The sequence below is a fragment of the Candidatus Palauibacter sp. genome (assembly GCF_965222475.1).
GTDB lineage: Bacteria > Gemmatimonadota > Gemmatimonadetes > Palauibacterales > Palauibacteraceae > Palauibacter.
Window position 1 is genome coordinate 16,165 of record NZ_CBDCUB010000001.1, and the last position, 14,585, is coordinate 30,749.

Genomic DNA, 14,585 nt, shown 5'->3' on the forward strand with positions numbered 1-14,585 from the left:
AAGTCGGAAGGCGGTTCAGCGACCACGCGGGCCGAAACGCGAGTGAACGCCGAGCAGGCCTCGAAACATCAAACGCGGGAGCCGACCCTCCGCAAGAAAGGGGAAGGCCGCCGACTGGCCGGGAAAAGAAGAGCGACGGGACAATCGGCTGGTTTCCGCCGGGGTAGTGGCGTCGGCACGTGTGGAAGATGGAGAGTGTGGCAACACGGGAAGCCCCGCCGGTGCCGTGGCACGCGGCAACCGGAACCCCGCGAGGGGCAGGCCGGGCCGGCAGGGTGGCGGATGGGCCCGTAGTACCGGGGACGCGGGGTAATGCCCGTCGAGGGAAGGGGCCCTGAGTTGGGAGCGGTACGGAAAGGAGGCAGGGACATGACCACTGGCGCGAGCCTAACAGGGTCGGTGAGCGTTCGGAGACTCCAGACCGTGCTACATGCGAAAGCGAAGGAAGAACCCGGACGGCGCTTTCACGCCCTTGTCGACAAGGTATGGCGGGAGGACTTCCTGCTGGCGGCATGGGGGATGGTCCGGCGCACCGGCGGAGCGGCTGGCGTCGATGGTGTGACGGTCGCGGACATCGGGGCGCACGGAGTGGAGAGCTGGATCGGGGAACTGTCGCGGGACCTGAAGGATGGCACCTACAAGCCGAACCCGGTGAGACAGGTGCTCATTCCGAAGAAGCAGCCGGGGAAGTTCCGTCCCCTGGGCATCCCCTGCCTGAGGGACCGGGTTGCGCAGACGTCGGCGATGCTGGTGCTGTCGCCGATCTTCGAGGCGGACCTGGAGCCGGAGCAGTACGGATACCGGCCGGGACGAAGCGCCAAGGACGCGGTCAGGCGGGTCCACCGCCTGCTGCGCGGGGGCCGCAACGAAGTGGTCGATGCGGACCTCTCGAACTACTTCGGCGAGATACCGCACGCCGAATTGATGAAGAGTGTTGCCCGGCGCGTGAGCGACGGGCGGATGCTCGGACTCATCAAGGCGTGGCTGGAGATGCCGGTGGTCGAGGAGGACGGGGAGGGCGGCACACGCCGCACGAACCGGGCGCGGAAGGAGAGAAAGGGGACTCCGCAAGGGGCTCCGATCTCGCCGCTGTTGAGCAACATCTACATGCGGCGGTTCATCCTTGGCTGGAAGGCGCTGGGTCATGCCCGGCGCTTCGGTGCGGAGATCGTGAACTATGCGGATGACTTCTGCGTGCTCGGAAGGGCCCCGGCGGCGGAGATGCTGGCGGCGGTCAACCGGCTCATGGAACGACTGAAGCTACCGGTCAACGCCCGGAAGACCCGATGCCTCCGATGCCCCGAGGAGCCGATCGAGTTCCTTGGATACCGCATCGGCTGGAACTATCGCCCGACGGACGGAAGCCGGTACATCGGCACCAGGCCCAGCAAGGCGAGCATTCAAAGCATACGCCGCAGGATCAGGGCGCAAACGGAGCCACGTTACGAGGGCTGTCCAGCAGAGGAGGTTGTAGGGCGCCTCAATCGGATGCTGTCCGGATGGGCAAACTACTTCACACTCGGCCAGGTCAGTCCGGCCTACGCGGCTGTGGATGCGTACGCGGCCCTGCGGCTGCGACAGTGGTTCTGCCGGAAGCACAAGGTGAAATCAGGAAAATACGTGCGATTTTCCAACCGACGGCTGTGGGAGGAATGCGGCCTCACGCGCCTTGCGCTGACGACACGACACCTTCCGTGGGCGAAGGCATGATCCCGACTGAGAGCCGGATGCGGGAGATCCGCACGTCCGGTTCGATGAGCGGGGGCTGGAAACGTGACTACGGGAGCCGGTCTGCGGCCCGGAGCGAAAGCGACGGAATAGCCACCGGACCCTACGGCCGGCGCGCCAGCCCTCGACTCTACCGGGATTCAGGCCTCTGGCGATCCGCTGGGCCAGCGCGATCTCAGGCGGCTCCTGATCATAGGAGCCATGACGGTTGTCCAGCACGCGATCCGGCGCGGCGAGATCACGGATCCGTGGCTGGCCGGGATGCTGGCACGCAAGCCGAAGATGCTGGTTGCGGTCGCACTCGCCAACAGGACGGCGCGGATGGTCTGGGCGCTGAGCACGAAGAAGGAGATCTATCAGGTTCGCGCTGCCGCCTGAGCGGGCGGCGAAAGGAGAGAAGCTAAAGCAGAGAAACTGCCGGCAGATGTGGGCAGGACGCGAGAACAGGTAAGGGCAAACGGTCTGGAAGACGGGATCGGAAAAACCAGAAAGCGCTACAGGGCCTTCGAGCCCGCTTCATCGATTTGGATCCGATCTCACGAACACCATACGGGCCCGCGGCCAACGAGGGCTGCATCAAGAGGCCGGACATACGACAGTACCTGACCAGGCTGCCACCGACTCGATTCTGAAGCCGGCTTGCCCACCAGGGGGCGTCCACATACGAGGACTTCTACCGCGAGGGTTGAGCAGCACAATAAACCCGGAGATCGGGTGTCCAACTTTTGGGGGTCACTTCAGGTTGTGACGGATGAGGGTCAGTTCACGGATCCCGAGGGCCACGACGAATGCCTGATCGCGGGTTGCCGGCATCCGATACCACCGGAGAAGCTCGAACTCTTGCGGAAGGTCGAACGTAAGGTGCCTTGGCTTCCCACCATCCTCGTGACGGACTCCGATCTCGAGGTCGCTCGCCAGTTGCGCGACACGCGAGTGTCGGAACTCCTTTGGTTCGATGAGTTGATGGAACTCCCAGCCCGGATCGACGCGGCACTTCGAACCGTCCCCCTGTTCCGGCTGGCTGACCAGGTTCTGGAATCGAAGCTGCCGGCCGCCCTCCGTTCAGCGTTGCAGCACAGCCTGCGTGCGGCAACCGACGTACCGTTTCGCAGCGTGAAGGATCTGGCAGGGGCCGTTTCCTACTCCCCCGCCGCGCTGTCTCGGCAGTTCCGGGAGAGTGTCGCTACGCGAGCGACATTGAGCCAGCTCCTGAGCGCCCTCGTGATCGTGAGGGCCCACGAGTTGCGCGCCTCCGGCCTCGGCTGGAAGGCCGTGAGTCAGCGCTTGGGATTCGTGCGCCAGACGCTGCACCGCAAGTCGAGGCGGTGGCCGGGAAGCACGCTCACGCAACTCCAACGGATACCCCGCGCTCAACTTATGGCACGGTTCGTTGCCGATCTCGTTCGGCCGCTGCTGAGCGGATGTATGGGGCAAGGTTGATCGATTCTGCGACAAATCTGCTCGATTCCGACCTGTTCCGCTGAATCAGCTGTTGGGGCGATGCAATTCCCTCACTGCTGGCGGTGAGCGATGTGTACGCGGTGTCCTACAGGAACGATCCCTATCCGCGGGTCCAGGTGGCGCGCATCCCGAGGTAGCGAAGGGGTCGCCGGGCAGGTCCTCCGTACCTTGGCCGGCGCCGCGCACTTCCTTGCGGCCATCGCCACGCCGGTCGGGGCCGTGACGCCGCTGCCGCAGCAGGCGACGGATGTCGTGGGGCGCCTCGTGGACGCGAGCACCGGCGTGCCGGTCGAGGGGGCGCTCGTGGCCATCCCAGCGGTCGGCGCATCCACCCTTTCCGATGCAGACGGCGCCTTTCGTCTCGCTGGTGTCCTCGACGGAGCCCACACGTTCGAAGTCCGGCACATCGCGTACGGGACGAGGACGGGCGAGGTGCAGGTGCGGGGCGGTGGGACGCTGTCGCTGGAGCTGCGGCTGGAACCCGTCGTCCTCGGCGTCGAACCACTGGAAGTCGAGATCGAGTGGAGACCCGCCTACCTGGAGCGGGTGGGGTTCTACGACCGGCAGGCGGAGGGCATCGGCGAGTTCTACGATCCCGCCTTTGTGCAGCGGTGGGGCGTCGGCACATGGGCGGCTGCCCCCAACCTCATCCGGGAAATCATCCTCGCTCGAGGTCGCGGCGGAGGGAGCCTGGCATGCGGTGGTCCCCAGGTCATCATCGACGGCCGTCTGGATCGGAGCGGCCTCATCACCACGTTGTCGGCGACCGGGATCGGGGCCGTCGAGGTCTACAACGGAGCGTACAAGGTTCCGGATGTGGTGAAGGAGGCCCGGCCCGACCCGTTCTGCACGACCGTCATCATCTGGACGCGGCAGTGGCTGAACGAATACGAACTGGAGCGGCGGCGCATCGTCCTCTGCGAGCCGGAGGAGGTGGCGGGGCCGCCTCCGCTCGTCGTCGAAGGCACGGTGATGGACTCCCTCACCGAGGTGATCCTGCCCCGATCAACCGTCACCGCTTGGATCACCGAACCCGGCGGCACCAGGCGGGAGCAGACGACGACCGCTGACGATAACGGCCGATATCGGTTTTGCGAGCTCGATCCACGGGGAGATGTCAACGTATGGGCCAGCTTCGCCGGGCTGAGCGGCGGGCTCGCTCCCGTGGTCCCGGCCGATACGACGATCGTCGTGCGTGACCTGACGATCCCGATCTCGCGCCCTGGCCACCTCGTCGGCCGGGCCACCGGTCGGGCGCGGGGTCGGTCCGTCGTCGCCGCTGAGATCAGACTCGAAGGGACCGATTACACCCTAACAACGACCGACGAACACGGATTCTTCGAGATTCGGGAGTTGAGTCCCGGCGACTACCGACTCCTGATCACACACCCCGAGACCGGCTCCGCAGGGGATTCCATCTTCATTGTCTCCGGTTCCACGACCGATGTCCGCGCCGAACTGAGTTCTGATCCGGAGGCGCCATCTCGGATCCTTGTGTCACGGCGGGATCCGCGTCTCGAGAGCATCGGCTTCTACGCGCGCAGGGCCGAGAGCACGCGCCTCGGACAGGGATACTTCTTGACGCGTGAGGAGATAGAGGAGATGGATTCCGAACGCGTCACGGATCTCCTGGAGGGGGTTTCCGCGGTGCGGGAGATTTGCGTCGGACGCGGGTGCAGGATCGTCTCGTCACAGACTATCAGTTGTCCTAGAGTTCCGATCTATCTCGACGGGGCATTGCGCGTCGACAGCCGCGGAGCCGACCGGGAGGAAGAGGACGTGGATCGCCTCGTTACGCCGGCCGAACTGGTGGCACTGGAAGTTTACGCTCGGCCCGTCTCTCTGTCCGGCCGCTTCGCCCCTCCGTCCCACCGTTGCGGCGCCATCGTCCTCTGGAGCGGCGGCTGAGCCGGGACGCCCGGCACAATCCGCTCGTCGTGTCTTTCGGAGGGCCGTAGCTCAGTCTGGGAGAGCGCAACCTTGCCAAGGTTGAGGTCCCCGGTTCAAATTCGGGCGCCCCGATTGGTCCGCTTGGTCATGTTGGCCGAGCGTACTGTTAAGACCCCTGGTCCGCCAAGTCGCCCCCCGGATTAGGCGGGCCGCCGAAGGCGGTCGTAGCCAAATCCGGGCGCCTCCGGCCCGGTCAACGTGCCGCAGTTTGGCATGCCCCTTCGCTGACCGCGCCAGCGGTCGCGGATCCACATGCCGCGCGGGAACATTCCCGCGGTTTTCTGGACCCGATCTTCGTTTCTTGCGTATACTCTGACCCGATGCTGCGGTATTCTCAGCAAACGTAACGTGCAAACATGAAGCGAGCGTGAGTCTGGAAACGCCGGAACGCGAGGAACAACGGCCGACCCGCGAAGGGGCGGAGTATCGGTTCACGATCGACGCGTTCACGCCGCATACGCTACCGATGGCGCGTCTCGCCCAGTACCTGGCGAGGTTGGCGGATGTCCTCGGAGAGCGGAACCATGTCCATCTGGTGGGCATTGAGGAGGGTAGCACCGCGCTGGTGCATGAGATCGAGCCAAAGGCCGTGCGGAACGTCCGTTCCCGTGTGCAAGCCATCGGCCGTGGCCGGGGCGTGACCGAGGATCTCGATCCGGCCCGCCGTCGGCTTGAGCAGCGTCGAGATCACACGGAGCAGGGTCGTCTTGCCCGTCCCGTTCGCGCCGAGCAGTGCGACGACCGCGCCGCGGGGCACGGCGAGATCGACCCCGCGCAGCGCCCAGCGCCGCCCGAAGCGCCGAGTGACGCCCTCCGCCGCGACCGCGAGGCTCACAGGGCCGCCCGCCGGCCGCGTGCCGCCAGACCAGGCGCCGCCCACCCGCGCGCTGTTGGCCGACTGCGGGGGGCGCTCATACGTTCCGCCGCATGGAACTCGACCGGATCTCCCGTCTCGCCGGAGGCGGGGGCGGCAAGGTGCTGCTCTACGTGCTCGACGGGCTGGGCGGGCTGCCGCGCGAGCCCGGGGGGCCGACCGAACTCGAGGCCGCCCGCACGCCACACCTCGACGAACTCGCCCGCGCCGGGACGTGCGGCCTCCACGACCCCGTTGCGCCGGGCATCACGCCGGGCAGCGGCCCCGGCCACCTGGCGCTGTTCGGCTACGACCCCCTCGTGTACGAGACCGGCTGCGGTGTGCTCGAAGCCCTCGGCATCGATTTCCCGCTCGGACCGGGCGACATCGCCGTGCGCGCCAACTTCTGCACCCTCGACGCCCGGGGCCGGGTGACCGACCGCCGCGCGGGCCGCATCTCGAGCGAGGAAGCCGCCCCCCTGGCCGCTCGGCTCAACGGCATCGAACTGGACGGCGCCCAATGTTCCGTCCGTCACGTGAAGGAGCACCGTTTCGTCCTCGTGCTCCACCCCGAAGTCGCTTCGAGCGACGCCGTGGACGACACCGACTCGGGGCAGACGGGCCAGCCTCCCCGCGCCCCCATGGCGCTCAACGCCGAGTCCGAGCCTACGGCGCGGCTCCTGGAGGCGTGGATCGCGGCCGCCGCCGAGCGGCTCGCGGGCCAGCCGCAGGCGAACATGGCGCTCCTGCGCGGCGTCTCTAGCCAGCCCGACTGGCCGCTGTTCGAGAACGTGTTCGGGATGCGGGCCGCCGCCGCCGCCGCGTACTCCAGGTACTGCGGCGTCGCGCGCCTCGTCGGCATGGACGCGTGGACGGCCCCTGCCGGCGCGCCCCCGCTCGTCGACGCGCTGCGGGCGCGGCTCGCCGAGCACGATTTCTTCTTCCTCCACTTCAAGCCTCCCGACAAGGCCGGAGAAGACGGCGACTTCGACCGCAAGGTAGCCGCCATCGAGGAGGCCGACGCCATCGTGCCGGATCTCGTGGACGCCGGGCCCGACGTCATCCTCGTGACCGGGGACCACTCCACCCCGTCGATCATGCGCAGCCATAGCTGGCACCCCGTTCCCTTCCTCATCCATGGCGACCCGGCCCGCAGCGACGCCGCCACCTCATTCGGCGAGACCGCCTGCCGCACCGGTGCCCACGGCCGCGTCCGCGGCTGCGACCTCATGCGCCTCGCCGCCGCCAGCGCCGGTCGCCTCGCGAAGTTCGGAGCCTAGCCCGAACGCCCGAATCCGTACAGCCCGAGCGGGTTCTCGGCGATTCCGACGCCGTCCTTCGGTCCCACCGCCCATCGAGTCCGAACGAAGTTTGATGCTCGGGCGGGCTATAAAGGGTAGGGAGGTGCATCAAGGACGGTTGGCGGAGGCTCCGGATGATCAAGATTCTTGCAGATTCACCGGACGACGCGAGGCGGATCGCGGCAGCAGTCGACGGCAAAGCGAAAACCGCGCAGGGTGCCGACGAGTTCACGAATGGCGATGGACACGCTGAGTGTCTGATTCTGGGTTGCCGCCAGCCCATTCCGACGAGGAAGATCGGACTCCTGCGGGAGATCGGACGGAAAACGCTTGGGGTTCCCGTCATCCTCGTCACGGATCCCGATCCCGAGGTCGCCCGCCAGTTGCGCGACACGCGAGTGTCGGACCTCCTTTGGTTCGATGAGTTGATCGAACTCCCAGCCCGGATCGACGCGGCGCTCCGAACCGTCCCCCTGTTCCGGCTGGCTGACCAAGTTCAGGAATCGAAGCTGCCTGCCGCCCTCCGTTCAGCGTTGCCGCACAGCCTGCGTGCGGCAACCGACGTACCGTTTTGCAGCGTGAAGGATCTGGCAGGGGCCGTTTCCTACTCCCCCGCCACGCTGTCTCGGCAGTTCCGGGAGAGTGTCGCTACGCGAGCGACATTGAGCCAGCTCCTGAGCGCCCTCGTGATCGTGAGGGCCCACGAGTTGCGCACCTCCGGCCTCGGCTGGGAGGCCGTGAGTCAGCGCTTGGGATTCGTGCGCCAGACGCTGCACCGCAAGTCGAGGCGGTGGCCCGGAAGCACGCTTCAGCAACTCCAACAGGTACCCCGCGCTCAACTTATGGCACGCTTCGTTGCCGATCTCGTTCGGCCGCTGCTGAGCGCATGTATGGGACAAGGTTGAGCGATTCTGCGACAAATCTGCTCGATTCCGACCTGTGCCGCTGCATCAGCAGTGTTTCAATTGGAGGGTATGAACGAGACCCGTCACACTCGGTGGATCCAAGCGGTCCTGATGATTACGGTCGTCATATCTGTCGGGCTGCTCGTGCGCGTCGCCCAAGGCAAGCAGGCGGCCGAGGAGCGAGAGCAACGACTCTTTGACCGGACGCAGAATCCTCGCGCTGGCATCCACGTCCCGATCTACGAGGCCACCTCCAGTGCGGGGGAAGCCGTGCGCTTGGGGCAGCCCGAACCGGGCACGAGACAGGTGCTGCTCTTCTTCAATACGACGTGTCCGTACTGTCTCAACTCCGTCCCCACGTGGAATGCGCTCACCGATCTCGCGGATTCCCGGGACGATGTCACGGCCATCGGGGTCGCACTAGACCCAAGACAAGCGTGATTCGTCGCGGACCCCTGTTAAAGAATACCGGAAAGACGTATCCTGATTGTAGTTAGCGGATTCGGGCGCGGACGCCCGGTCCCAACCAGGAGGCCTTTCCGGTGAAGAGAATGTCGCACGGCCAGAGCCGCGGGAACAGTGCCCGGCGGAAGCGGAAGGTGAAGGCGCGGCACTGTAAGGCGGGACGCCGGCGGGCGCGGGCGAAGCCCGTGTTCTCGGCGGGCGCGGTCCACTACGAGATCGGGGCGCGGACGAGCGCGATGAGCTACGGCGGCATCGGCGCGGTGCGGCGCCTGGTGTCGAAGCTGGGGCTGGCGCGGGAGATGGACCGGCACCTGGAGCTTCTGAAGCGGCACCTGCCGTACCACGAGTCCGACCACGTGCTGAACATCGCCTACAACCTGCTGTGCGGGGGCGCGCGGCTGGAGGACCTGGGCGGCCTGCGCCACGACGCGGCCTACATGGATGCGCTGGGCGCGGAGTTGATCCCGAGCCCGACGGCGGCGGGCGACTTCACGCGGCGCTTCTCCGAGTCCGGCGTGATCGAGCTCATGGAGTGCGTCAACGCGGCCGGGCCCAAGCTATGGCGGGGCCGGGGCCGGGATCTGCTGGGGCCGGTGGCTTACGTGGACGTGGACGGGACGCTGGCGCCCACGCTGGGGAAGAAGAAGGCGGGCATGGACCAGTCCTACAAGGGGGTGTGGGGCTACCACCCGCTGGTCGTGTCGCTGGCCAACACGGGCGAGGTGCTCTACTTGGTGAACCGGCCGGGCAACGCGGTGAGCCACCGGGGCGCGGCGGCGTGGATCGACAAGGCCCTCGCCCTCGTCTCGCCGCATGTTCCCAGGGTGTGCGTGCGCGGGGACACGGACTTCTCGCTGACCGTCAACTTCGACCGCTGGAGCGAGCGGGCGGACTTCATCTTCGGCTATGACGCGCAGCCAGCGATCATCGAGCGGGCCGAGGCGCTGGAAGAGGAGGACTGGAAGCCTCTGAAGCGCAAGCCGCGCCACACGTCCCGGACGGGGAAGACGCGGAGCAAGCGGGAGGACGTGAAGGGACGGATCGTGCGCGAGCGCGGTTACGTGAACAAGCGGCTCAACTTCGAGGACGTGGCCGAGTACGACTACCGGCCGGCCAAGTGCCGCGGGACGTACCGGATGGTGGTCGTGCGCAAGAACACCGGCAAGATGAAGGGCGAGCTCGCCCTGGTCGACGAGATCCGCTACTTCTTCCACATCACCACCCGGAGGGACCTGGGCGCGGCGGAGGTCGTCCGGCTGGCCAACGCCCGCTGCGACCGGGAGAACGTGATCGAGCAGCTCAAGAACGGGGTGAACGCGCTCCGGGTGCCGGTCTACGACCTGGTGAGCAACTGGGCCTACATGGTGATGGCGGCGCTGGCGTGGAACCTGAAGAGCTTCCTGGCCATGATGATGCACCTGAAGGCCGACCGCCGGAGGTACGTCGCCATGGAGTTCAGGCGCTTCGTCCGCGAGATGATCCTCGTGCCCTGCCAGGTCATCCGCCGGGCCCGGCGGACCACGCTCCGGATCATCGGCTGGCAGCCCACCACCGACCGCCTGTTCAGCGTCTGGCGCACGATCGAGAGGACCGGCTTCGGCTGACGCCACCCCCGGCTCTCACACTCCTTCGCTCTTCCGAGGACAACGCCGGGACCGGTGTCTCCCGGCGCCAAATCACGCCCCCTCAAGCCCCGCCCGCCGAGCGAAGAACCCCGCATCCCCGCCTCGGCCCCACCCAAAAACGGCTTCCCGGCAGACTCTTCGGCCCATAATCCGCCACCCAACGTCATAATGATGCCTCGCCAGCGCTACTCGCTTGTTTTAGGATTAGACTCGACGCACCTCGTAGCGGCGTACCGGAGTGACCATGACCTGAAGTACCCGGTGGTCGAACTACACGACCCCCGGTTCGTGAGGCTATTCCGCATAACGACAGTCCCGCTCACGATGGTCATCGAGCCCGACGGCAGGGTGGCCTACGCGCGCAGGGGCCAGTTTGCCAGCCAGACGTTCGTGGACTCGGTCCGAGCCGTGCTGGACCGGCCTGTCCTCGAGTCGCCGGGGCAACCGTTCGAAGTCCCCAGCGTTGGTGCAGTGCCTGCGGCCAGATAGCCGCAGGCGGTATGATTTCCTCACACTCCAGGGAGGTAAAAAAATGTCTCGACTAGCCCGCCGCTGTCTTACCGCGCTCTTCGTACTCTTCGTCGTGGGCGGGATCGGCTTCGGAGCCAGCGAGGCGTTCGGGTCGGCCCGCGTTTCCGTTTACTGCGGCGAATTGGAGGAGGATCTCGGTTGTTGCCCTCCCATTAGCGACGGCTACTGCTATTGGACTTGCTGGCAACTCGGTTATGCCCTCGGCGGCTATTGCTTGCGCTGGGACCCAGTGAACCGATACGATTGCCAAGAAGAGTGCTGCACGTGCATCGACAGGTGACGACGGCTGGTGAGCAAAGCCCCACGTGAACCTTTGCGGTGGGGGCTTGTTCTCATCGCGCCGGGGGGGGATTGCTGCCTGCGGCATCCCGCATTGGGCCTAGAGGTGAAGTGGATTCTGCGTGCGGCCATTGATTATGACAGAGGACGAGTGGATCGCGGGCAGGTCCCACGCCCACCTGAGCGTTTCGGTGGGACTTGCTCTAATCATGCTCGGTCTGGCGGCCTGCGGGACCGAGCGGGGCATCACCGGGAGAGAGCCGGACCAGCCGGGGATCCCCTTGGCGGTCTTGACCGTTCATGTGCGCCTTCAGCCGTCCGACACGGCGCTTGCCTCAGCACTGGACTGGGAGAGCGGCGTGCCGGGCGCGGAGGTGAATCTTCTCAGGAATGGGACCGAAGACTGGATTCGCCTGAGGACGGACCGGACCGGTCGAGCGCGAGCGGTCGATCTGCTGTCCGGGCTGTATCTGGTGTACGCGGGCCGGATCCTGACGCAGGCGGAGGCATCGGCCGCCGAGCTTCCGATCCGGAGCTTCGGCGACGGGATCACCACCGAGCTCGCGGACAGAGGCGAACAATCGCTGGAGTTCGAGTTGTCGTCGGATGTGCCCGGCTCGCTGGTCATCAGCGAGATAAGCGGCTGGGGCCCGCCGTCTTGGGAAGTGGGGGGGTCCTACACCGACCACCATTACTTCGAAGTCTACAACAACTCCGCCCGCACCCTGTTCCTGGACGGAATGGTCTTCGGCGCGACGGTAAGAGGCGATGACAACATCTTCGGACACTGTGCACACAGTCAGGCCGTGCGCTCCGATTCGCTGGGGGTATACTCGCTAGCGCTACTCCAGTGGCCGGGAGCGGGCGGCGAGTACCCGATCGGACCCGGGGAGAGCAGACTGGTCGCCATGTCGGCGATCGATCATACGGCGGTCCACCCCGAGCTCCCCGATCTTTCCCACGCGGATTTCGAGATCCGCGGGGCGCGGGCTGCGGACAATCCCGCGGTGCCGGACATGATCGATGTGGGGCTGCGGCCCTTCGTAACGCGGCTAGGGGGCGCTGCGCTCAGCGATCTGCTTGCGGGGAATGTCGGTTTTTTCGTTGCCCGGCCCCTGGATCCTGGCGAGCTTCCCATCATGTACCGGGACTTCGCGGGCCAAAGTTACCAGCGGATCCCCCGCGACCTGCTGCTGGACGTGGTCGGTCGAGCCCAGGTACTAGCAGACCTCCAACGCGAGAGCCCGCCCTGCGTGCCGCTGCTACATCCGGATTTCGATCGCTACCCGGGCGGATTCTACACGATTGCCCTGGGAGCGGAGGACCGGCGCCTGTCCTTTCAGCGGCGGGTACTCCGAAGCGAAGGGGGGCGGGACATCCTGAGCAACTCGAACACGAGCGCCGTGGACTTCGTGCTGGCCGATCTGACGCCGGGGGTTCCACTATGGCCGTAGTCGCTCGCGCCCTCACGGTGCGGCCTGCGGCACCGAGCGGGACGTCACCGGGCGAGAGCCGGGAGAGCCGGGGATCCCTCTGGCGTCGCTCACCATCCAAGTACGCCTACAGCCGTCCGACGCGTCGCTCGCGTCGGCACTCGGCTGGGAGAGCGGGGTGCCGGGCACCGAGGTAAGCCTGCTAAGGAGCGGGACGGCGGACTGGGTCCGCCGCAGGACGGACGCGAGCGGTCAGGCTCGGGTCGTAGATCTGCTCCCGGGGCTGTATCGGGTGTACGCGGGTCGATTCATGACCGCGGGGGAGGCATCGGCCACGGAGCTTCCGATCCGGAGCTTCGGCGACGGGATCACGACCGAGATCGGGGGGAGGGGCGAGCAGTCGCTCGAACTCGAGTTGTCGTCGGATGTGCCCGGCTCGCTCGTGATCAGCGAAATAAGCAACTGGAGCCCGCCGTCGTGGGAGGTGGGCGGCACCTACAGCGACGCCGACTACTTCGAGGTGTACAACAACTCCGACCGCACCCTGTTCCTGGACGGAATGGTCTTCGGCGCGACGGTGAGCGGCCAGGACAACATCCACGGGCATTGCGCGCACAGCCAGGACGTGCGGACCGATCCGCTGGGGGTCTACTCGTTGGCGATGCTCGCGTTTCCGGGAGCGGGAGGCGAGTACCCGATCGGGCCCGGGGAGACCAGACTCGTCGCCATGTCGGCGATCGATCATACGCCGGTCCACCCCGATCTCCCGGACCTGTCCGGCGCGGACTTCGAGATCCGTGCCATACGGGCGGCGGACAATCCCGCAGTTCCCAATATGATCGATGTCGGGTTGTCGTCGCACATGACGCCGTTTGGATCCATAATCCTCACGCCGTGGAAGATCGGGTCCTTCCTCGCCGAACCATTCGATCCTCGCGAGCTTCCCGTCATGTACCGGGACCTGGGTAGCCGGGATTACGTGCGGGTACCCCGCGACCTGATACTGGACGTGGTGGGCCGGGCCTCCGTGTACCCGGACCTGGAACGTAGACGCCCCGTCTGCGTGCCGCTGATACACCCGGACTTCGAACGCTACGAAGGCGGATTCCACACGATCGGACTGGGGTTGGAGGAAGCACGCCTGTCCTTTCAGCGGCAGGGGCTCCGGAGCGAGGGAGGACGGGACATCCTGAGCAATTCGAACACGAGCGCCGTGGACTTCGTCCTGGCCGATCTGACTCCGGGGTTCGTCCACTGGTAGTTCGACGCTGGTCGATCATGGCAGCGGGGTTGCTCGCGATTCTGCTTGGTCTGCTGCCTTTCTCGACCGCGCTGCACGCACAAGACGGGACCATTTCGGGCCGCGTTCTGGAATCCTCGACAGGCCGACCGGTCGACGGCGCCATTGTGAGTATCGAGGGGTCCGATCTCGCCACCCTCAGCGATTCCACCGGCGCCTATCGGCTCGTCGACATCCCGCCGGGCCCGCAGGTCGTACGCGTCCGCAGGATCGGATTCGCGGACCTGCGCGTCCCACTCACCTTCGCGCCGGGTGCAGTTCTCTTCCGGGACCTGGAGGTGGCGACGCGGGCCATCGAACTGGAGGGCCTCTCGGTGACCGTGGACCCCGTAGGCCGGGCTCGCGGAGAACTGGCCACGGCCAGCGTCATCGATCTGGAGGCGATCCAGAATCAGACCGCCACTTCGCTGGCCGGGATCCTCTCTGGCATACAGCCTTCGCTCGGCGACCAGCCTGCCAATTCGCAGCGTGACACAGTTGGCCGCCGTCCTTTGACGCTCCCCCGTCACGCTTTCGCAGGAATTCCGCGCTAGTGTCACGGGCGAATTCAACCTCCGCCCGTTCCTGGATGCCCTCGTGATCCTGCGGGCTCACCAGCTTCGGGCCTCCGGCCGCCCCTGGGAAGCTGTGGGTCGGCGTCTGGGGTTCACACGAACGACCCTGCACCGCAAATCGAAGAAATGGCCTGGCGTCACTCTCAAGGAACTTGCAGAAACCCCTCACGAGGAACTCCTGGCGAGGTTCGTTTCCGACT

Annotated in this window: 12 protein-coding genes and 1 tRNA gene; 12 read left to right on the plus strand and 1 reads right to left on the minus strand. The window is 66.3% G+C overall.

The window, feature by feature from the left end:
- The first annotated feature begins 423 nt into the window (after nt 1-423).
- From ltrA to ACOQPP_RS00075, 5 genes are all read left to right on the plus strand, one after another.
- Entirely contained in the window at nt 424-1,710 is a 1,287-nt protein-coding gene (gene ltrA / locus ACOQPP_RS00055) for a group II intron reverse transcriptase/maturase (RefSeq protein WP_420635572.1), read from the plus strand.
- Between the two features lie 219 nt (nt 1,711-1,929).
- Nucleotides 1,930-2,106, plus strand: a complete 177-nt coding sequence (locus ACOQPP_RS00060) for a hypothetical protein (RefSeq protein WP_419167035.1) — start codon at nt 1,930-1,932, stop codon at nt 2,104-2,106.
- 336 nt (nt 2,107-2,442) lie between these two features.
- Complete coding sequence (locus ACOQPP_RS00065) at nt 2,443-3,168, plus strand: hypothetical protein (protein ID WP_419167036.1); 726 nt, start codon at nt 2,443-2,445, stop codon at nt 3,166-3,168.
- A gap of 189 nt (nt 3,169-3,357) precedes the next feature.
- Nucleotides 3,358-5,097 carry a carboxypeptidase regulatory-like domain-containing protein gene (locus tag ACOQPP_RS00070; RefSeq protein WP_420635573.1) on the plus strand — a complete coding sequence of 580 codons (1,740 nt, stop codon included), beginning with the start codon at nt 3,358-3,360 and terminating at the stop codon, nt 5,095-5,097.
- A gap of 39 nt (nt 5,098-5,136) precedes the next feature.
- Nucleotides 5,137-5,210: transfer RNA gene (locus ACOQPP_RS00075), tRNA-Gly, on the plus strand.
- A gap of 389 nt (nt 5,211-5,599) precedes the next feature.
- On the opposite strand, the gene ACOQPP_RS00080 is transcribed toward ACOQPP_RS00075, so the two are convergent.
- Nucleotides 5,600-5,974, minus strand: coding sequence for an ATP-binding cassette domain-containing protein (locus ACOQPP_RS00080; protein ID WP_419167038.1), 375 nt, complete (start codon nt 5,972-5,974; stop codon nt 5,600-5,602).
- 92 nt (nt 5,975-6,066) lie between these two features.
- Here ACOQPP_RS00080 and ACOQPP_RS00085 point away from each other — a divergent pair, with 92 nt between their 5' ends.
- From ACOQPP_RS00085 to ACOQPP_RS00115, 7 genes are all read left to right on the plus strand, one after another.
- A complete protein-coding gene (locus ACOQPP_RS00085; protein ID WP_419167039.1) occupies nt 6,067-7,272 on the plus strand; it encodes a 2,3-bisphosphoglycerate-independent phosphoglycerate mutase in 1,206 nt (401 codons plus the stop codon).
- Nucleotides 7,273-7,427: 155 nt separating this feature from the next.
- A complete protein-coding gene (locus ACOQPP_RS00090; RefSeq protein ID WP_419167040.1) occupies nt 7,428-8,198 on the plus strand; it encodes a helix-turn-helix domain-containing protein in 771 nt (256 codons plus the stop codon).
- Between the two features lie 69 nt (nt 8,199-8,267).
- Nucleotides 8,268-8,639, plus strand: a complete 372-nt coding sequence (locus ACOQPP_RS00095) for a hypothetical protein (protein WP_419167041.1) — start codon at nt 8,268-8,270, stop codon at nt 8,637-8,639.
- Nucleotides 8,640-8,749: 110 nt separating this feature from the next.
- The gene (locus ACOQPP_RS00100; protein WP_420635961.1) at nt 8,750-10,267 is read left to right on the plus strand and encodes an IS1380 family transposase; all 1,518 of its coding nucleotides are present in this window, start codon (nt 8,750-8,752) and stop codon (nt 10,265-10,267) included.
- 968 nt (nt 10,268-11,235) lie between these two features.
- Entirely contained in the window at nt 11,236-12,552 is a 1,317-nt protein-coding gene (locus tag ACOQPP_RS00105; RefSeq protein WP_420635574.1) for a hypothetical protein, read from the plus strand.
- 157 nt (nt 12,553-12,709) lie between these two features.
- The gene (locus ACOQPP_RS00110) at nt 12,710-13,792 is read left to right on the plus strand and encodes a hypothetical protein (protein ID WP_419167044.1); all 1,083 of its coding nucleotides are present in this window, start codon (nt 12,710-12,712) and stop codon (nt 13,790-13,792) included.
- Between the two features lie 17 nt (nt 13,793-13,809).
- The gene (locus ACOQPP_RS00115) at nt 13,810-14,364 is read left to right on the plus strand and encodes a carboxypeptidase-like regulatory domain-containing protein (protein ID WP_419167045.1); all 555 of its coding nucleotides are present in this window, start codon (nt 13,810-13,812) and stop codon (nt 14,362-14,364) included.
- Nucleotides 14,365-14,585: the final 221 nt, after the last annotated feature.